Source organism: Micromonospora sp. KC721 (assembly GCF_004348355.1).
In the GTDB taxonomy this organism is placed as follows: Bacteria; Actinomycetota; Actinomycetes; order Mycobacteriales; family Micromonosporaceae; genus Micromonospora.
In genome coordinates this window covers 1-19607 of record NZ_SMJY01000118.1, presented here as the reverse complement: position 1 = coordinate 19607, position 19607 = coordinate 1, and the positions used below count along the sequence as shown (strand labels likewise).

The 19607-nt window shown below is 69.7% G+C and carries 13 protein-coding genes; 10 read left to right on the top strand and 3 right to left on the bottom strand.

Translation table 11 applies throughout. The annotated features are described in order from the left end of the window. Positions 1 to 1041: glycoside hydrolase family 5 protein (locus E1182_RS19605; protein WP_132267372.1), on the bottom strand; the 1041-nt coding region annotated here is incomplete at its 3' end. A gap of 404 nt (positions 1042 to 1445) precedes the next feature. Between E1182_RS19605 and E1182_RS19600 the strand changes: the two genes are divergently transcribed. The 8 genes from E1182_RS19600 (at position 1446) to E1182_RS19565 (ending at position 14541) form a co-directional block, all read left to right on the top strand. After that, positions 1446 to 2492 carry a LacI family DNA-binding transcriptional regulator gene (locus tag E1182_RS19600; RefSeq protein WP_132267369.1) on the top strand — a complete coding sequence of 349 codons (1047 nt, stop codon included), beginning with the start codon at positions 1446 to 1448 and terminating at the stop codon, positions 2490 to 2492. A 183-nt stretch (positions 2493 to 2675) separates the two neighbouring features. Then, complete coding sequence (locus E1182_RS19595) at positions 2676 to 4034, top strand: cellulase family glycosylhydrolase (RefSeq protein ID WP_132267367.1); 1359 nt, start codon at positions 2676 to 2678, stop codon at positions 4032 to 4034. A 68-nt stretch (positions 4035 to 4102) separates the two neighbouring features. Next, positions 4103 to 6361: an alpha-xylosidase gene (yicI, locus tag E1182_RS19590; RefSeq protein ID WP_132267365.1), complete on the top strand. Its 2259-nt coding sequence runs from the start codon at positions 4103 to 4105 to the stop codon at positions 6359 to 6361. A 143-nt stretch (positions 6362 to 6504) separates the two neighbouring features. Then, positions 6505 to 7599, top strand: a complete 1095-nt coding sequence (locus E1182_RS19585) for a cellulose binding domain-containing protein (RefSeq protein WP_132267363.1) — start codon at positions 6505 to 6507, stop codon at positions 7597 to 7599. A 53-nt stretch (positions 7600 to 7652) separates the two neighbouring features. Further along, positions 7653 to 10556 carry a beta-galactosidase gene (locus E1182_RS19580; RefSeq protein ID WP_132267361.1) on the top strand — a complete coding sequence of 968 codons (2904 nt, stop codon included), beginning with the start codon at positions 7653 to 7655 and terminating at the stop codon, positions 10554 to 10556. A gap of 422 nt (positions 10557 to 10978) precedes the next feature. Continuing rightward, positions 10979 to 13234, top strand: coding sequence for a carbohydrate-binding protein (locus E1182_RS19575; RefSeq protein WP_132267359.1), 2256 nt, complete (start codon positions 10979 to 10981; stop codon positions 13232 to 13234). A gap of 82 nt (positions 13235 to 13316) precedes the next feature. Continuing rightward, positions 13317 to 13811, top strand: coding sequence for a MarR family winged helix-turn-helix transcriptional regulator (locus E1182_RS19570; protein ID WP_132267357.1), 495 nt, complete (start codon positions 13317 to 13319; stop codon positions 13809 to 13811). Further along, positions 13801 to 14541, top strand: a complete 741-nt coding sequence (locus tag E1182_RS19565; protein ID WP_132267354.1) for a VOC family protein — start codon at positions 13801 to 13803, stop codon at positions 14539 to 14541. Before E1182_RS19570 ends, E1182_RS19565 begins: the two co-directional genes overlap by 11 nt. Before the next feature lie 17 nt (positions 14542 to 14558). Here the strand turns inward: E1182_RS19565 and E1182_RS19560 are convergent, their stop codons facing one another. Both E1182_RS19560 and E1182_RS19555 read right to left on the bottom strand, forming a co-directional pair. Next, a complete protein-coding gene (locus E1182_RS19560) occupies positions 14559 to 15230 on the bottom strand; it encodes a response regulator transcription factor (protein WP_132267351.1) in 672 nt (223 codons plus the stop codon). Continuing rightward, positions 15227 to 16552, bottom strand: coding sequence for a sensor histidine kinase (locus tag E1182_RS19555; protein ID WP_371687572.1), 1326 nt, complete (start codon positions 16550 to 16552; stop codon positions 15227 to 15229). Before E1182_RS19555 ends, E1182_RS19560 begins: the two co-directional genes overlap by 4 nt. Before the next feature lie 204 nt (positions 16553 to 16756). Between E1182_RS19555 and E1182_RS19550 the strand changes: the two genes are divergently transcribed. Both E1182_RS19550 and E1182_RS19545 read left to right on the top strand, forming a co-directional pair. Further along, positions 16757 to 17461, top strand: coding sequence for an ABC transporter ATP-binding protein (locus tag E1182_RS19550; protein WP_132267346.1), 705 nt, complete (start codon positions 16757 to 16759; stop codon positions 17459 to 17461). Positions 17462 to 17490: 29 nt separating this feature from the next. After that, a partial coding sequence (locus E1182_RS19545; RefSeq protein ID WP_243706311.1) for an FtsX-like permease family protein occupies positions 17491 to 19607 on the top strand: 2117 nt, incomplete at its 3' end.

The window sequence follows — 19607 nt, the reverse complement described above, 5'->3', positions numbered from 1 at the left end:
CGGCGTCAGATGTGGATAAGAGACAGGTCCTGGGGTGCTCGGTGGTGGGGTGCCGCCGCCGAACCAGGTCGCCTCCCGGGAGGTCTGCCGGACGCCGTTGGTGCCGTTGAAGAACCGCTGGCCCCACGAGGTGAGCTGAGCCGGGTTGAAGTTGGTGACCATGTCCAGGTAGCCGACGTCACTGCTGTTGCCGCTCCACGACCAGCCGATGTACCCGATGCCGTTGGCCTGGGTGTACGACATGATCGTGTCTTCGTCGGGGTTGCCGTCGGAGTGGTCGTGCCCGAACTCGCCGACCACGATCGGTAGCCCCGCGGTGCGGAACCGGCCCAGGTAGTCGGTGACCTCCGCGGCGGTGTCGAAGACGCCGTACATGTGGATGGAGAAGACGGTGTTGCGCTGCGGGTCGCTGGTGAACACCGTCTGCGCGTTGTTGCGCATGATGAACTGCCAGTCCTGACCCCACATCGGGGCGTCCACCATGAGCATGTGCTCGAAGCCGGCGTCGCGCAGCCGGCGGATGGCGTTGGACGTGGCGGTGGGCCAGGTCGCGGCTGCGCTGGCGTTGTTGCCGAACGGCTCGTTGCCGATGTTGATGACGATGAAGTTCTCGGTTCCGGCGAGGTCGCTGCGCTTGTCGATCCAGTAGCTGGCCGCCTGGTCGAGGGTGGCCGCGCCGCTCTGGTCGCCGTAACCGGTGGTGTCATGGACCTCGAGCACGCAGATCAGCCGGTTGGTGCGGCACAGGTTCACGATGTTCGGGATGTCGTTGCTCGGGCCCCACCGCTGGCCGCTGCCCAGCACCACCCGCACGGTGTTGGCACCCAGCGCCTTGATGTTGGCGAACGACGAGGTCTGGCTGGGATACCAGACATGCGCGTGGCTGACCCCGCGCATGACGAAGTTGCTGCCGTTGGCCTCCACAATGCGACCCGCGTCGACCCGCAGCCCGACCGCGGCTTCGGCAGGTTTGGCGAAGAGCATCACGGAGGCGAGCATGGTGAGCGCCACAGCGCCCAGGGTCGCGATCTTTCTTCTCATGGTTCACCTCAGGTAAGGGACGGGATGTGCCTGCGGCCCGACGACTACGCGGCTGCCCCGAGTGTCGACAGGCGGCAATGGGCCGACGAGGCGCGATCTTGTGAGCGATGGAGGGTTGTCCATGGATGTCCTGGCCATCACCGACGAGGAAGCATGCTCCAACCGTCCGGCGGCATCCGTGGTCACATCGAGCGCTCCCCGGTCGCGCCCAGCTGCATCACAGAGTGTCCCGGTCGGGCGGATGGCTGTCAATCGACAGGCATCGAATTCTTGGATGACCGGACGGCTCCGCGTTTCGTCGATCGCGCGGGGCATCCCGCGAAAGTCGTCCTCGGTGGTCCGGTCCTGCAATCGTGCGGGACTGCCGCCAAGTACGGTGGACCCGAACTTCCGGGAGGACGAGGTTGGCCAACAGGGAGGGCTTGCGTCGCAGCGGCATGCGGGAGGTGGCCCAGGCGGCGGGCGTGTCCGTCTCCACCGTTGCCAACGTGCTGAGCCGGCCTTCGATCGTCGCGCCGCCGACCCGTCGCCGGGTGGAGCAGGCGATGGCCGCCGTCGGCTATGTGCCGCACGGACCGGCCCGGCAGCTACGAGGGTTGCCCAGCCCGATTGTCGGCAGCGTCACCCTGGACCTGGCCAACCCGTTCTACGCCGAACTCAACCGAGGCATCGAGGACGCCCTCAGCGAAGCCGGCTGCCTGGTGCTCGCGTGCAGCACCGATCTCCAATCCGCCAAGGAGAGGCAACTGCTGGCTCTGCTGCAGGAGCAGGCGGTGCGCGGCATCATCATCTCGCCGATCGACCCAGACCCGACGGCACTGTTGCAGGTCAGCCGGCGCGGCACGCCGGTGATCCTGATCGACCATCCCCGTCGGCAGCTGGATTTGTGTGCCGTGGCCGTCGACGACGTCGTCGGCGGTGAACTCGCGGCCGAACATCTCCTGTCGCTCGGCCACCGCCGCATCGCCTTTCTCGCGGGCGCGATCGACCCCGGTCCGGTTGCCCGCCGCCGAGAGGGCGCCCGGCGGGTGCTGGCCGCCGCCGGTGTGGACCCGGCCGACGCGCTCGTCGACATCCGCATGTCGGACCACCCCCGGTCGTCGGTGTCGGTCGCCGCCCAGGCGGTCGAGCAGATCCTGGCCACCAGGCCCGCGCTGACCGCGATCATCTGCCTCAACGACACCGCGGCGCTGGGCGTACTGGAGGGATTGCACACGGCAGGCGTACGCGTCCCCGACGACATCTCCGTCGTCGGCTACGACGACCTGCACTTCGCCGCCCGGCTCTCGCCCGCCCTGACCACCGTGCACCAGCCGAAGCACCAGCTCGGCCGCGCCGCCGCCGAACTGCTGCTCGATGAGGAGCACCCCGACCACACGCACCGAGAGGTGCACTTCCGCCCGACGCTGAGGGTCCGCGCCTCCACCGCGCCCCCGCCCCGGCGTCGCTGAACGGGATATCGACGCGATTGCGCCCGCCGGCCCCTGCGGCGTACGCTCCTCAACGAGCCGGAATTGCAAACGTTACAAGATGCGGTGGGCCGCACAATCCCACGAGCGCAGGGCACCGCCCGTGGGTGTGCCGCAGCCTGCCATCGTCGCCTCAATTCCGGGGCTTATCCGTGAGGTTTGGCCATGATGAAACGACTCGTCCTCGCCGGCGTCACCGCTCTAGCGGTCGGTGCATCGATCATGACCTTCACCCGCCCGGCTGACGCGGCCGTCGGCCTGCACGTCAGCGGGCGCGACGTCGTCGAGGCCAACGGCCAGACGTTCGTCATGCGCGGGATCAACCACCCGCACGTGTGGTTTCCCGGCCAGACCAGTTCGTTCGCCGACATCAAGGCCGCCGGCGCCAACACCGTGCGGGTGGTGCTCGGCAGCGGCAAGCGGTGGGGTCCGTCCGACGACGTCGCCAACGTCGTCGCGCTCTGCAAGCAGAACAAGCTCATTTGCGTCCTGGAGGTGCACGACACCACCGGCTACGGCGAGGAGAGCGCCGCCGCCAGCCTGGACGAGGCCGTCGACTACTGGAACGGCCACAAGGACGCGCTGATCGGCCACGAGAGCTACGTCATCATCAACATCGGCAACGAGCCGATCGGCAACACCGACCCCGGCCAGTGGACCGCCGCGACGTCCGCGGCCGTCCGGAAGATGCGCAGCAACGGCTTCCAGCACCTGCTGATGATCGACGGGCCGAACTGGGGTCAGGACTGGACGAACACCATGCGGGACAACGCGCAGACCGTCTGGAACGCCGACAGTCGGCGCAACCTCGTGTTCTCCATCCACATGTACTCGGTGTACAACTTGGCCGCGACCATCCGGTCGTACTTCGACGCCTTTCGCGCGATGAACCTTCCGCTGGTGGTCGGCGAGTTCGGCTGGCGGTTCAATCCGAACGAGGTGGACGACCAGGCAATCCTGGCCGAGGCGCAGGCTCGCGGCCTGGGCTGGCTGGCCTGGTCGTGGAGCGGCAACAGCGACCCGATCCTGGACATGACCGTCAACTTCGACCCCAACCAGCTGACCACCTTCGGTCAGCGCATCGTCAACGGCGCCAACGGTCTCAAGGCCACCGCACGCGAAGCCACCATCTACAGCGGCGTCAACCCGACGCCCACCACCCCGTCCACGAGCCCGTCGGTCAGCCCGTCCGTGAGCCCCTCTGTCAGCCCGACGGCTGGCACCCGGGGCTGCACGGCGACGTACTCGATCGTCAACCAGTGGCCGGGCGGCTTCCAGGGCGCGGTACGGGTCACCGCCGGCAGTTCGGCGATCAACGGCTGGACCGTGACGTGGACGTTCGCCAACGGGCAGCGGATCAGCCAGGCATGGAGCGCCACGGTCAACAGCGACGGATCGAACGTCACCGCCCGCAACGTCAGCTACAACGGCAGCCTCGCTCCCGGCGCCAGCACGACGTTCGGATTCATCGGAGCGTGGAACGGCACGAACAGCGCCCCGACAGCGTCGTGCGCCGCCAACTGAGCCAGTCCGAATCAGTTGCGGGACCGGGCGTACCACCCGGCCCGGCAGGCTACTTCTAGGAGTCTTGGTTGAAGTTCACCGACGGTCACTGGTTCATGCGCGACGGCGTACACCCGCTCTACCCTGCCGAGGTGCACGACGTGGTAGCCGAGCCCGATGCGTTGATGGTGTACGCGCCGACGACGCACATCGCAGGCCGGGGCGACACCTTGAACCGGCCACTGTTGACGGTGCGGGTCAGCGCCCCGGTGCCGGACGTCATCGGGGTGCGGATCGCGCACTTCAGCGGGGGTCAGCGCAGGGGACCGGACTTCGAACTGGCCGTTCACGACGGCGTCGCGGAGATCGACGCCGAGGGAGCGACGCTCACCTCCGGAAGACTGGCGGTACGCTTCGCGCGCGGTCAGTCGTGGCGGATGGACTTCCTCGCCGACGGCGAGGTGCTGACCGCAAGTGGTACCAAGGCGATGGCGGCCATCGGCACCGACGGCGGCGGACACTACCTCCGCGAGCAACTCGCGCTGGGCGTCGGCCAGACCGTGTACGGATTGGGCGAGCGGTTCGGCCCGTTGGTCAGGAACGGCCAGTCGGTGGACATCTGGAATGCCGACGGTGGCACGAGCAGCGAGCAGGCGTACAAGAACGTGCCGTTCTACCTGACCACCGGCGGGTACGGGGTGTTCGTCAACGATCCCGGGCTGGTCTCGTTCGAGGTGGCCTCCGAGGTCGTGTCGCGGGTCCAGTTCAGCGTCGCCGGGCAGGAGTTGGAGTACTTCCTCATCTACGGCCCCACGCCGAAGGAGATCCTGCGCAAGTACACGGCGTTGACCGGGCGGCCCGCGCTGCCGCCGGCGTGGTCGTTCGGTCTGTGGCTGACCACCTCGTTCACCACGTCCTACGACGAGGACACGGTGACGAGCTTCGTCGACGGCATGGCCGAGCGGGACATCCCGCTATCGGTGTTCCACTTCGACACGTTCTGGATGCGCGAGTTCCACTGGTGCGACTTCGAGTGGGACCGGCGCACCTTTCCCGACCCGCCCGGCATGCTGAAGCGGCTGACAGAGCGCGGGCTTCGGATCAGCCTCTGGATCAACCCGTACATCGCGCAGCGGTCCGTGTTGTTCGCCGAGGGAGCCGCCGCGGGCTTCCTGGTGCGTGCGGCGAGCGGCGGGGTGTGGCAGAGCGACCACTGGCAGGCCGGCATGGCGCTGGTCGACTTCACCAACCCGCAGGCCCGCGCCTGGTACGCCGGGAAGCTGCGGGTGCTGCTGGAGATGGGCGTCGACTGCTTCAAGTCCGACTTCGGTGAGCGCATCCCCACCGACGTGGTGTGGCACGACGGGTCCGACCCGGAGCGGATGCACAACTACTACACCCACCTGTACAACCAGACCGTGTTCGAGTTGCTGCGGGAGCACCGCGGCGAGGGTGAGGCGGTCCTGTACGCGCGCTCCGCGACCGTCGGCGGCCAGCAATACCCGGTGCACTGGGGTGGAGACTGCGAGTCCACGTTCGAGTCGATGGCGGAGAGTCTGCGCGGCGGACTGTCGCTGGCGATGTCGGGTTTCGGGTTCTGGAGCCACGACATCGGCGGCTTCGAGGGCAAGCCGGACCCGGCGGTGTTCAAGCGGTGGATCCCGTTCGGACTGCTGTGCTCGCACAGCCGGCTGCACGGCAACCACAGCTACCGGGTGCCCTGGGAGTTCGACGAGGAAGCGGTCGTGGTGCTACGCGCCTTCACCAAGCTGAAGGCGCGACTGATGCCGTACCTGTTCGGGGCGGCCGTCACCGCCCACGGTGAGGGCGTGCCGGTGATGCGGCCGATGGTGGCCGAGTTCCCCGACGATCCGGCCTGCGGGTACCTCGACCGGCAGTACATGCTGGGCGACAGTCTCCTGGTGTCACCGGTGTTCTCGGCGTCCGGCCGCACCTCGTACTACCTGCCGGCCGGGCGGTGGACGCATCTGCTGACCGGGGAGGTCGTCGAAGGGCCGCGCTGGGTAACCGAGGCGTGTGGCTTCGACACCGTGCCGGTGTACGTGCGGCCGGGCACCGCGCTGCCGTGGGGCGCCCGCGAGGACCGCCCGGACTACGCGTATCACGACGGCGTGACGCTGCGCCTGTACGAGGTCTCGGCGCCGCTACGGGTGGACGTGCCGGCCCTGGACGGCGCGGTGGCGACCAGCTTCACGGTGACGCCGAGAGACGGTGCTGTCGAGGTGCGTCGCGACGGCCCGGCAGTGCCGTGGCGCGTCGAGATGGCCGGCCACCTGACCGTCGACGCCGCGCCCGACCAGGACGTCGTTCAGGTTCGCGGCGTGTGAGGGCGATGCCGATGCCCTTGTGTCCTGACTCGACAACCGTGCCAACCCTCATCAAGGGCTGAACCCCGCCATGGGCGTACGCGACCGAGCGCCCATGGCCCGGCAGCTCAGGTCGGTCGATTCCCCGCCCTCAGGAGTCCCTCATGCGTCGCAGATCCCCCCTCTACGCGCTCCTCGCCGCGCTGCTGATGGCGGCCACCTTCTTCGCGGTCCGACCGGCCGAGGCCGCCCAACCGGTGCGCATCATGCCGCTCGGTGACTCCATCACCGGCTCTCCCGGCTGCTGGCGTGCCCTGCTGTGGAACCAGTTGCGCAGCGCCGGCCACACGGACATCGACTTCGTCGGCACGCTCCCGCCGCAGGGCTGCGGCGTCGCGCACGACGGCGACAACGAAGGGCACGGCGGCTATCTCGCCACCAACATCGCCAACCAGAACCTGCTGCCCGGCTGGCTCTCCGCGACCCGCCCGGACGTCGTGATCATGCACCTCGGCACGAACGACGTGTGGAGCAACATCGCACCGGCGACCATCCTCGCCGCCTTCAGCACCCTGGTGGACCAGATGCGGGCCAGCAACCCCGCCATGAAGATCCTGGTCGCCCAGATCATCCCGATGAATCCGAGCAGTTGCCCGCAGTGCGGTCAGCGGACGGTCGCCTTCAACGCCGCCATTCCCGCCTGGGCCAGTTCGAAGAGCACGGCACAGTCGCCGATCACCGTGGTCGACCAGTGGAGCGGCTTCAACACCGCCACCGACACCGGCGACGGCGTACACCCCAACAACTCCGGCAACCAGAAGATCGCCCAGAAGTGGTTCGGTCCGCTGAGCCGGGTGTTGGGCGAGGTCACCACCCCGCCCACCACTCCGGGCGCCACGCCGTCGACGCCGGACACCTCGCCCTCGCCGCCGCGCACGACGCCTCCGGTTCCCCACGGCGGCTGCACCGCGACGTACGCCGTGGTCGGCCAGTGGCAGGGAGGCTTCCAGGGTGAGGTCCGGGTCACCGCCGGGAACTCGGCGGTCCGCGGCTGGACCGTGACCTGGAGCTTCGCGAACGGGCAGCAGGTGACCCAGGCGTGGAACGCGACCCTGTCCTCCAGCGGCGCCACGGTGACCGCCCGCAACGTCAGCTACAACGGCAGCCTCGCGGCCGGCGTCAGCACCACCTTCGGCTTCCTCGGGTCGTGGAACGGCACCAACAGCATCCCGGCGTCGGTGTCCTGCACGGCCGGCTGAATCACGGACGCCACCGCCGGGTGGCGCGTTCTCCGTAACAGGAGTGGACAGGGATGACACCGAACCGGGGGGCGGGCACGCCGGCCGTCGACGGCGGGGAAACGACGCGTACCGGATCCGAGGGCGCGGAGGCAACCGTCGGCGGCCGGCACGCGGTGACGTACGACCGGCACTCGCTGCTGCTCGACGGCCGCCGCATCCTCGTGCAGTCGGCCGAGCTGCACTACTTCCGGCTGCCCAGCCCCGACCTGTGGCGGGACGTGCTGGAGAAGATCAGGTCCGCCGGGTTCAACACCGTGTCGCTCTACTTCCACTGGGCGTACCACTCACCGAAGCCCGGCGGGTACGACTTCACCGGCGTCCGCGACGTGGACCGCCTGCTGCACACCGTCAACGAACTCGGACTGTGGGCCATCGCGCGTCCCGGGCCGTACATCAATGCCGAGACCACCGGCGGCGGCTTTCCGGCCTGGTTGAAGCTCGTCCCCGGCCGGGCCCGCACCAGCGCGCCCGGTTACACCGCCGCCTACACCGAGTGGCTCGATCACCTCAATCCGATCATCGCGCGGCACCAGGTCACGCGGGGCGGCCCGGTGCTGCTGTACAACGTGGAGAACGAGTACCAGGTCAACACCGACGCCGCGTACATGCAGGCGGTGCAGGACAAGGCGCGGGCCGACGGCATCGACGTGCCGGTGGTGACGAACATCTGCTGCGGTGCCGATGACCGGGCGTCGACCTGGCACTCCGGCGTCGGGGCGGTGCAGATCCCCGGCATGGACGACTACCCGCAGTCGTTCGACTGCACGGACGGCGACGCCATCGGGGGCTCGTGGGGCGAGGGCGTCACGAGACGGATCCGGGACGACGCGCCGATCTACGCCGCGGAGTACCAGGCCGGCTCGATCGACGTGACCGACGCCGGCTACGAGCGGTGCCGCGAGCTGACCGGGCCGGAGTTCATGCGCCTGCTGTACAAGAACAACGCGATCACCGGCGGGGCCACGCTGTTCTCGTACTACATGACGTACGGCGGCACGAACTGGGGCTGGTTGGCGCAGCCCGACGACGTCTACACCTCGTACGACTACGGCGCCGCCATAACCGAGGGCCGCCAGCTCACCGCCAAGTACGACGAGTTCAAGCGGCAGGGTTACCTGCTCACCACGGTGGCGCCACTGACCAGGACGAACCCGGCCGCGGCGCCCACGGTCGACAATCCGGCGCTGCTGGCCGCGGCCCGGACCAACCCGGACACCGGCACGCAGTTCGTCCTGCTGCGCCACCGCGACCGCACCGCCACCAGCGACGACTCCGGCGTGCTGGACTGGAGCACGCCGGACGGCCGGTACCGGGTGCCGGTGCGGGTGGTGGGCCGGGACGCCGCGATCCTGGTCGCCGGTTACGACCTCGGCGGCCAGCGGCTCGTGTGGTCCACGTCCGAGATCATGACGCACGCCGCGATCGACGGCCGGGACGTGGCCGTGCTGTACGGGACCAGGTCCACCGCCGGTTCGGCCGTGCTCCGGTACCCCACGCGACCTGAGGTCCGGGTCATCGAGGGCGCCGTCGCGTCGTCGTACGACCCGACGAGCGGGGATCTGCGGCTGGACTACCGGCACGACGGGCTGGCCCGCGTACTGGTCACCGACGGTGGTCGGCGTCCGGCGCTGCTGCTGCTCGGCACGCACGCGACCGTGGCGCCGTTCTGGCGGGTGGAGACGAACGTCGGACCGGTGCTGGTGCGCGGCACGTCCCTGGTGCGGTCCGCCGCCGTCACCGACGACACCACCCAGTTGCGGGCGGACACCGACGCGGCCGCGACGATCGAGGTCTTCGCGTCGGCGCGCAGGCTCTCGGTCAACGGGCGTCCGGTCACCGTGCGCACGACGTCGAGCGGCTCGCTCGTTGGTCGGCTGCCCGGCCCGCAGCAGGTCCGGCTCCCTGGCCTGACCGGCTGGCGTACCCACGCCGAGGCGCCCGAGGCGGACCCCCGCTTCGACGACTCCCGCTGGCTGGTGGCCGACCGGACCACCTCGCTCAGCCCCTACCCGCCGATCACCCTGCCCGTGCTGTACGCCGACGAGTACGGCTACCACTACGGCAACGTCTGGTACCGCAGCCGGTTCACCGCCACCGGTGCGGAGACCGCGGTCAGGCTCAACGCCATCACCGGACGCCGTGGCAGCTATCTGGTCTGGCTCAACGGACGATACCTCGGCGCCGCCGCGGGCGGCGTGGAGGCGGACGCCGAACCGATCAACCCGAACCCCGGTCCCGGCACGTTCCCGATCCCCGACGGCGTGCTCACGCCCGGAGAGCCGGCCGTCTTGTCCGTCCTGGTCGAGAACATGGGGCACAATGACGACTGGACGGCCGACGACAACCGGATGCGCCAGCCACGCGGCCTGGTCGGAGCAGAGCTCATCGGCTCCACCGCCGCCCTGTCGTGGCGGATCCAGGGCGCGCGTGGCGGCGAGGAACTGTCCGACCGTGCCAGGGGGCCGCTCAACAACGGCGGTCTGCACGGCGAGCGGTACGGCTGGAGCCTGCCCGGCTATCCGGACGGCTCCTGGCGCCGGGTCAGGTCGCTGGCCGGCAGAGTGGTGGCGCCCGGTGTCACCTGGTACCGGACGACCTTCCGACTGGACCTGCCCAGCGGTCAGGACACATCGGTGGCCCTGCGGTTCGCCGACGCGCCACCCATCGGTCACCGGGTGATGCTGTTCCTCAACGGCTGGAACCTCGGCCTGTACGGCGGCGGCATGGGTCCCCAGCGGGACTTCGTTCTGCCGGCCGGTCTGCTGCGCCACCACGGCGCCAACACGCTGGCCCTCGCCGTGACCGCACGGCAGAGTTCGCGACTGGGGCCGGTGAGTCTGGTCGCGCTGGGCACGCAGCGCGGTGGGGTGCCGGTCGGTCCGGTGCCTGCTTCGGACTACGACCCGGGTGCGTGAGGCGGGGCTGGCGGCTCTCGCGGCACGGCGTGCGACGCCGACGCCACCTCGGTTCGGCCGGTGAAGGGTGACAGCCAGGTTCCCGGGCGGTGGAGCAACGGGGCGCGGGACATGCGATTAAAACGCTTACACCCCCTGCTGGAAGGCGAGACCTATCATTCCGCGCCATCGGCAACCAGTTTGCAGCAGGCAGCGAGGACTGCGATGCATTGACATGGTTGAAACTGGATGGTTTCCTGCTGAGGCGTAGTAAACGTTTAAAGCCCCAGTTCCGGTGCCGTCCGGCGTCCTCGCTAGTGGGTGGAGTGCTCATGTCCCACTCGCCCGCGACGGGCATGCGCGAGACCCACGCAGCCTGGCCTGGAAGGTGACCGCATCCGAAGTCGAGTGATCTGCCCTTCGAGCAGCGAGGAGGAGCCTTCATGAAGCGACCGACGAGGGTGTCCATAGTTGCCGGTCTCGTGACCGTCCTGACCGGCGTCGGGGCGGTGTTCGCCCTCAACGCGCAGGCCGCACCGACCCGGTACGAGGCGGAGTCCGCCCCGGCCACCTGTGACGGGACTGTCGCCACCAATCACTCGGGTTACTCCGGCGCCGGCTTCTGCGATACGCCGAACGCCACCGGGGCCGCAGTCCAGTTCACCGTCAGCGCGCCCGGCGCCGGCACCGCCACGCTGGGCATCCGGTACGCCAACGGATCGACGGCCGACCGGCCGGGTGACATCAGCGTGAACGGCACCGTGGTGCGTCCCGCGGCGGCCTTCGGCGGCACCGGCGCCTGGAACGCGTGGGCGACCCAGACGTTCACCGTGCCGCTGAACGCGGGCAGCAACACCGTCCGGCTGGCCGCGACCACCGCCTCCGGCCTGGCGAACATCGACTACCTCGACGTCGATGTGGCCGGTGGGCCCATCCCAACGCCGACGGCCACGAACCCGCCGACCGGCGGCCGGCGGATGGAGAGCCTGGGCCGCGGGGTGGTGGCCGTCCGCTCCGGCAGCAACAGTGTGTTGGTCTCGTGGCGGCTGCTGGGCCTGGACCCGGCCGGCATCGGCTTCAACGTCTACCGCTCGGCCGGGGGCGGCACCGAGGTGAAGCTCAATTCCTCGGTGCTGACCGGAGGGACCAACTACGCCGACACCACGGCCAACCTGACGCAGCCGAACACCTACCGGGTCCGGCCGGTGGTCAACGGCGTGGAGCAGGCATCCGGTGGCGCGTTCACGCTGCCCGCCAACCAGGCCACCGAGCCGGTGGTCCGGGTGCCGATCCGCTCCGGTGGCATGGTCAAGTTCCTCTGGGTCGGTGATCTGGACGGCGACGGCGAGTACGACTACGTGCTGGACCGGCAGACGTCCCCGCAACGGATCGAGGCGTACCGCAGCAACGGCCAGTTCCTGTGGTCGATGAACATGGGGCCCAACAGCACCAACCAGAACAACATCGAGGGCGGGTCATCCACCATAAACGTCGGTCACAACGACGGCGTCACCGTCTACGACCTGGATAGCGACGGCCGCGCGGAGGTCGCCGTGCGGATCGCCAACGGGGTTGTCTTCGGTAACGGCACCACCTTCACCCACTCGGACAACAACCGGCAGTTCATCGCCATCCTCGACGGCATGACCGGGGCGCCCCGCGCCACGGCGGCCCTGCCCACCGACTACCTGTCCGACGGCCCGATGTACGCCCGCTTCGGCGTGGGCTACCTGGACGGCGCCACCCCGAGCCTGGTCGCCTTCATGAAGAACCGGATCGGCAGCGGGGGCTTCAACCTCATGTTCACCGCCTGGCGGTTCACCGGCAGCGCCGTGAGCATGCAGTGGAAGTTCCTGCGCGGCAACCAGAACCTGCCCGACGGGCACAACACCCGCATCGTCGACGTCGACGGCAACGGCACAGACGAGATCGCCGAGATCGGCTTCGTGCTCAACGGCAACGGCACGCTGCGCTACTCCCTGGCGCCCCGGGGCATCGTGCACGGCGACCGGTTCCACATCACCAAGATCGATCCCAATCGGGCAGGGCTGCAGGGCTACGGCGTGCAGCAGGACAACCCGAGCGGCCTGCGGGAGTACTACTACGACGCGGCCACCGGCAACATGATCTGGCAGCACGTCGAGGCCGGTACCGCCGATGTGGGGCGCGGCCTGGCGGGCGACATCGACCCGCGCCATGCCGGTATGGAGGTGTGGTCGTTCTCCGGGCTCTACAACGCCGCCAGCAACCGGTTGGCCGAGCCGAACACCTCGCTGCGGCCGTGGCCTCAGCTCGGTCTGTACTGGGACGGCGACACCGGCATGGAACTGCTGAACAATCTCAAGTTCGAGAAGTGGGATCCGAACCGCCCCACCTCCACCAGCAACGTGCCCCGGCTGCTGACGGCCAGCAGCTACGGCGCCGTCAACGCCAGCCAGGAGGTCAACCCGACCTTCTACGGCGACATTCTGGGCGACTGGCGTGAAGAAGTCGTCTACACCAACGCCAGCTACAACCAGCTGATCATCTTCACCACCAACCAGCCGAGCAGCACCCGGCTCTACACGCTGGCGCACAATCCGGCGTACCGCAACGCCATGACCCTCAAGGGCTACATGCAGTCCCACCACGTCGACTACTTCCTCGGCTACACCATGGCCCCGCCGCCCCGACCGAACATCTGGTATCCGGGGAGCTGACCGCGACGTCAGACCGAGGTCGAGCGTTTCGACGGCTGGCAGATTTGACAGGTGCCTGTCAAATCTGCCAGCCTCTCTTCCCGTGGAAGAGCTCAGCCAAGCGGGCCTCGACCTCTCCGAGCTGGTCGTCGAGGTGTTTCGGCTCAACGGTCGACTGCTGGCCGCCGGTGACGAACTGGCCCGACCGGTAGGTCTGACCAGCGCGAGATGGCAGGTCCTCGGAGTGATCGACGACGAGCCCCGGACGGTGGCGCAGGTCGCCCGCGCCATGGGACTGACCCGGCAGAGCGTCCAGCAGACCGCGGACGCCCTCGGCCGGGAGGGCTTCGTCGCCTTCCAGGAGCATCCGGGTGATCGGCGTACGAAGCTGATGTCCCTGACCCCTCGGGGGCGGCAGGCTCTGCGCGTCGTCGAACGCCGGCAGGCCCGGTGGGCGAACCGGCTCGCCGAGGAGATGACCCTCGCCGAGTTGCAGGCGGCCACCGCGACCCTGCGTCGCCTCGGGCAGTACCTCGACGCGGACCTCCTCTACACCGACCCGCCCGCCCCTGACGAGAGGACCAACCATGGCCAATGAGGTGACCATCCCGCTGTTGCCCTGCCGTTCCATCGACGACGTCGGCGACTTCTACACGATGCTCGGCTTCACCGTGACCCACCGCCAGGAGCGACCCAACCACTACCTCTGCGTCCAGCGGGAAGACCTGCAACTCCACTTCTTTGGTGTGCCCGACCTCGACCCGGAACGGTCCTACGGCAGCTGTCTGGTGTTCGTCCCGGACGTCAGCGCCCTCTACCGGTCCTTCGCCGACGAGATGCGGGCGAGGCACGGAAAGGTCCTGCTCGGCGGGATCCCCCGGGTCACCCGACCCCGAAAGCGGAAGAACACCGGCCAGGCCAGCGGGTTCAGCGTTGTCGACCCGGGCGGCAACTGGATCCGGATCTTCCAGGCAGCCACCGCGGACGAAACCGACGACCGTGACGTCGAGGAGGCTGCCGCTCCCGCCAGCCGGCTGGCTCGTACCCTGGAGAACGCGATCGTTCTCGGCGACTCCAAAGGGGACGCCGCCCAGGCGGCGAAGATCCTCGACGGTGCCCTGGCCCGCGCCGACGATGAGCCCGACGTCACGGACGTGGTGCAGGCGCTCGTCTACCGTGCCGAACTCGCCATGCGGCTCGGCGACCTCGCCCGCGTCGAGGAACTGCTGACCCGGGTACGCGCCACCGCGCTGGACGACGACCAACGTGTCCTGCTCGCCGACGTGCTCGCCTCGGTCGAGGAGCTGGACTCCGCCCGCGGCGCGTGAAGCGGTCGTCGGGTCGGCTACTGCGGCGTCGTCGGGGTGACGAGTCTGGTCTGGAAGGCGACGACGATCGCCTGGACGCGGTCGCGGAGTCCGAGTTTGGCGAGGATGTGGGCGACGTGGGTCTTGACGGTCGCCTCGGAGACGGTGAGGCGGTCAGCGAGTTCGGCGTTGTTCAAACCTTCGGCCAGCAGGCGCAGGACCTGGACTTCGCGTGCCGTCAGCACGCTCAGGTCGTGGGGGATCGCGGGAGTGTCGGTGTCACGGCGGGCGAACCGCTCGACGAGGCGGCGGGTGATCGCCGGGGCGAGGAGCGCGTCGCCGGTGCGGACCAGCCGGACCGCGGCGACCAGGTGTTCGGGGCTGACGTCCTTGAGCAGGAAGCCGCTGGCGCCGGCGGTCAGTGCCGCGTAGACGTACTGGTCGAGGTCGAAGGTGGTCAACATGATGACGCGCGGGTCGTCCGTGGCGCCGGTGAGGATGCGCCGGGTGGCCTCCAAGCCGTCCAGTTCGGGCATCCTGACGTCCATGAGGACCACGTCGGGTCGGGTGCGGCGCACGGCGTCGACCGCCTCGACGCCGTTGGCGGCCTCGGCGACCACGTCGATGCCGTCACCCTTGAGGATCATCCGGAAGCCGGCGCGGACCAACGCCTGATCATCGGCGATCACGACACGCACCGGCGGGGTCACGAAGCCTCCAGGGGGATGTGTGCGTGGACGCGGTAGCCGCCGATCGGGCGGGGCCCGGCGTGTAGGGTTCCACCGTAGACGGTGAGCCGTTCCCGCAGTCCGATCAGCCCGCGTCCGCTGCCGGTCGTGGCCGACGCGCGCGGCGTGCCGCCGGTATTGGTCACCTCCACCCGGAGGTGATCGGGGGCGTACTCGACGACGACGGTGGCTGACGCGCCGCCGGCGTGTTTGATGGTGTTGGTCAGCGCTTCCTGCACCACCCGGTAGGCCGCGAGTTCGACCCCGGCCGACACGGGGCGGCATTGCCCGACCACGGTCAGCTCGACCGGTACTCCGCTGGCTCGTACGCCCGCGACCAGGGCGTCCAGCCGGTCCAGGCCGGGTTGGGGCGTGAGGTCCGCAGCGCCGGCCGGGTCGGGGCCGGGGGAGTTCATCGTCAGCAGTCCCATGACGTGGCGCAGTTCGGACATCGCCGCCCGGCCACCGGCCTCGACCGCGAGCAGAGCCTGGCGGGCCTCCTCCGGGTCGACTGCCATGACGGTGCGGGCCGCGCCGGCCTGGATGACCATCATGCTGACGTTGTGCGTGACGACGTCGTGGAGCTCTCGGGCGATGCGGGCGCGTTCCTGCTCGACCGCGCGGCGTTCCGCCTCGTCCCGTTCGCGTTCCAGTGCGGCGGTCCGTGCGCGTTCCTCGTCGGCACGCCGTCGCCACCTGCGCAGCCCGTCGGCGGCGATGGCGATCGGAATCAGCACCACGAACGGAACCGCCTCGTTCGAGACGGTGGACCGCAGGGTCGACGGGAGGAGTTGACTGAACAACAGCGCCGCCACCGATTGGCTGACCAGTGCGTACAGCCGGTGCGGACTGTAGATCGCGGCGCTGTACGCGGCGATGACGCAGACGTAGAACGAGAACCTCAGCGTGGCACGGTCGTTGGTCAGCAGGGAGATCACGGCGGCCGTGCACATGACGACCCACAGCATCGCCAGCGGATACCGGCGGCGGGCCACCAGCGGGGCGGCGATGGCGAGCATCACGATCACCCAGGCGATCCGGTGTTGCGCCAGCGCCGGAATATCCATCCCGAGCCGGTCCGGTGGTTCCAGCGGGAATGGGGGCGCCTCCCGGCTGTCGGATTCGACGGCGGGCCTGGGATACACGCCGTAGCCTCCGTGGATCGCGACGAGGCTGATGCCCAGCGCGAGGAGCGCGTCGAACGCCCGGCTGCGCGGGGACGGTCGGGGCAACGGACCGGATGGTCGCCGCAACTGGCTGCTCCATGCCCGCAGCTGGCGGGTCATCGTCGCCACGTTCGTCACCGGGCCCATTCTGGCCCTGCCTGGCGGCCGGCGGCATCGGCCCAAAGATCCACCGGGCTCGGCTCGGCCGCCTACGCCGCAAGGATGACTTGCGTCCACCTCATCCCGCGACGCCGCTGAAGATCGCTCGCCGGACCGATGTGTCCAGATTGTCTGCGCGCCTAGCGTCGATCACCGCCGACCAGCGAGCCGAGGGAGACGACCATGACCACGCCGGTGATCGAGTTGCGCAACGTGACACGACGGTACGACGACGGGCCACCCGCGCTGCACGACACGACACTGAGCATCGCGCCCGGCGAGGCGGTCGCCATCCTCGGGCCCTCCGGGAGCGGCAAGTCCACGCTGCTCAACCTGATCGCCGGGCTGGATCGACCGAGCAGCGGCACGGTGACCGTGGACGGCGTACGCGTCGACAGGCTCAACGAAGCGGGCTCCGCCCGCTACCGGCGCGACACGATCGGCATGGTCTTCCAGTTCTTCAACCTCCTCGACGACCTGACCGTCGTCGACAACGTCGTCCTGCCCGCGCAACTGTCCGGCACGGCGTCCGGCGCCGCCCACCACCGCGCCCAGCAGTTGCTCGAGGCGCTCGGGGTCGCCCGGCACGCCGCCGCCTATCCAGGCCGGCTCTCCGGCGGTGAGCGGCAACGCGTCGCGGTGGCCAGAGCGCTGATGAACAAGCCGACGCTGCTGCTGGCCGACGAACCGACCGGAGCGCTGGACACCGCCTCCGGTGACGACGTCAAGCGGCTGTTCAACGAGCTGCACGCCGACGGCCAGACCATCGTCCTGGTCACCCACGACCTGGCCCTGGCGCAGTCCTGCGCGACCCGGACGATCCGGCTCGTGGACGGCCGGGTCGTCGCCGACGTCACCCGGGACGTCGCGGCGGGACGGACCCGATGAGCGCGACGGGTCGTGTGGTGCGATCGGGGGTGACGCGCCGGCGGGTCCAGACGGTGGTCGTCGGGCTGGCCACGATGATCGCGGTGACCGCCTCGGTGCTCGGCGGATCGCTGGTGGTCGCCTCCAGCGCGCCGTTCGACCGCGCGTTCGCCGAGCAGCACGGCGCGCACCTCACCGCACAGTTCGACGGCGCCGAGACCACGGCCGAGCGGCTGTCGGCCACTGCCCGCGTTGCGGGTGTCACCGCGGTCACCGGTCCGTTTCCGACCGTGTCCGGCACGCCCCGGGATACGGCCGTCGACCGGGAGCTGGCACCGATGACGCTCGTCGGCCGTGCCGCCCCGAGCGGAACGGTCGACGCACTCCTGTTGAGCCAGGGACGGTGGGTGACCGGTCCCGGCCAGATCGTGGTCTCCGCGGACTACCCGATCGGGCCATCGCCGCTGGGCACCGTCCTGCGCTTTGCCGACCTGCCGAATCAGCCGGCACTGACGGTGGTCGGCGTGGCCCGGTCGGTCACCCGCACCGCCGACGCCTGGGTGTCGCCGTCCGACGTCGCCGCCCTGACCGCGCCCGGCGCGACCCGCGGGTATCAGATGCTCTACCGCTTCGCCGACGCGCGTACCGCAGCCCAGCTCGACCGGGGCCGTGCGGCGGTGACCGCTGTGGTCGGAGCGGAGGCGCTGGCCGGGACGCAGTCGTGGCTGACCGTCAAGGAGGCCACCGAGCGCAACACCGCGTTGTTCCTGCCATTCCTGGTCGCGTTCGGGGCACTGGGCATGGTCATGTCGGTGCTCGTCGTCGGCAATGTGGTCGCCGGCGCGGTCGGCACCGGGACGCGACGCATCGGCATCCTCAAGGCCATCGGGTTCACTCCCGCGCAGGTCGTGCGGGCGTACGTGGCCCAGGCGCTGATCCCGGCGGCGTTCGGCATCGCGGGTGGAGTCGTGGCCGGGAACCTCCTGGCCATCCCGGTACTGGCCGATGCCGACCAGCTCTACGACACGAGCACCGCAGGCGTCGCCTGGTGGGTCGACGCCGTCGTGGTCGGCGGCGCGTTCGGCATGGTGACGCTGACCGCGTGGGCCGCCTCGCTGCGGGCCGGCCGGCTTCGCACCGTCGACGCGATCGCCGTCGGGCGTACGCCTCGCCCTGGCCGTGGGCGGTGGGCGGCCCGGCAGACCGCCCGGCTTCCGCTGCCACGTCCGATGACGCTCGGACTGGCCCGCCCCTTCGCCCGTCCGGCCCGCGCGGCCGCGATGTTCGCGGCGGTCGTGTTCGGCACCGCCACGGTCACCTTCGCCGTCGGCGTGGCCTCCTCGCTGAACCGGGTGCAGATCGCCAAGGACCACGCCGCCGCCGACGTGGTCATCGAGACCCTCGGTCCACCACGCGGACCGAACCCCGTCCCCGACGTGCCGAGGCCGTTGAGCGCGGACGAAACCACCAGGATCACCTCAGCGATCACCGCGCAGTCCGGGACGGAGAAGTACTACAGCGTCGCCACCACGGAGGTCGCGGTCGCCGGAACGGCCGGATCCGCCCGTCTCTACGCGTTCACCGGTGAGGCGTCCTGGGGTGGCTACGAGATGGTCTCCGGCAGGTGGTTCACGAGGCCGGGAGAAGCCGCGGTGGCGACCAACTTCCTGACCGCCACCGGAACCCGGATCGGTGACACCGTCGTGCTGGCCGACCACGGTGAGGCGGTACCGGTGCGCATCGTCGGTGAGGTCTTCCATCCCACCAACGACATGCTGGTGTTCACCGATGCCGCGACGTTCGCCGCCACGAAGCCGACCCTGATCGCCGCCAGCTTTCACATCCGCCTCGCCGCTGGCGCGGACGTGACCGGCTACGTCACCGCGCTCAACGGCGCGCTGACGTCGTCGGGCTTCACCGCGCAGCCCGGGCAGTCCGGCGGCAGCAGCGAAACCATCGTGCTGCTCAACGCGCTGGCCGCCCTGCTCACCCTGATGCTGGTCGCCGTCGCCGGCATGGGCGTGCTGAACATGGTCGTGCTGGACACCCGCGAACGCGTCCGCGAACTCGGCATTCACAAGGCACTGGGCATGACGCCCCGGCAGACCGTCGCGATGGTCGTCGCGTCCGTGGCCGTGACCGGACTGGCCGGCGGGGCGGTGGGCGC

What these genes read in the sequence shown, in the direction of transcription:
- E1182_RS19595 (WP_132267367.1), top strand. Translation starts at nt 2,676, where the DNA reads ATGATGAAACGACTCGTCCTCGCCGGCGTCACCGCTCTAGCGGTCGGT.
- E1182_RS19585 (WP_132267363.1), top strand. Translation starts at nt 6,505, where the DNA reads ATGCGTCGCAGATCCCCCCTCTACGCGCTCCTCGCCGCGCTGCTGATG.
- E1182_RS19580 (WP_132267361.1), top strand. Translation starts at nt 7,653, where the DNA reads ATGACACCGAACCGGGGGGCGGGCACGCCGGCCGTCGACGGCGGGGAA.
- E1182_RS19575 (WP_132267359.1), top strand. Translation starts at nt 10,979, where the DNA reads ATGAAGCGACCGACGAGGGTGTCCATAGTTGCCGGTCTCGTGACCGTC.
- E1182_RS19565 (WP_132267354.1), top strand. Translation starts at nt 13,801, where the DNA reads ATGGCCAATGAGGTGACCATCCCGCTGTTGCCCTGCCGTTCCATCGAC.
- E1182_RS19550 (WP_132267346.1), top strand. Translation starts at nt 16,757, where the DNA reads ATGACCACGCCGGTGATCGAGTTGCGCAACGTGACACGACGGTACGAC.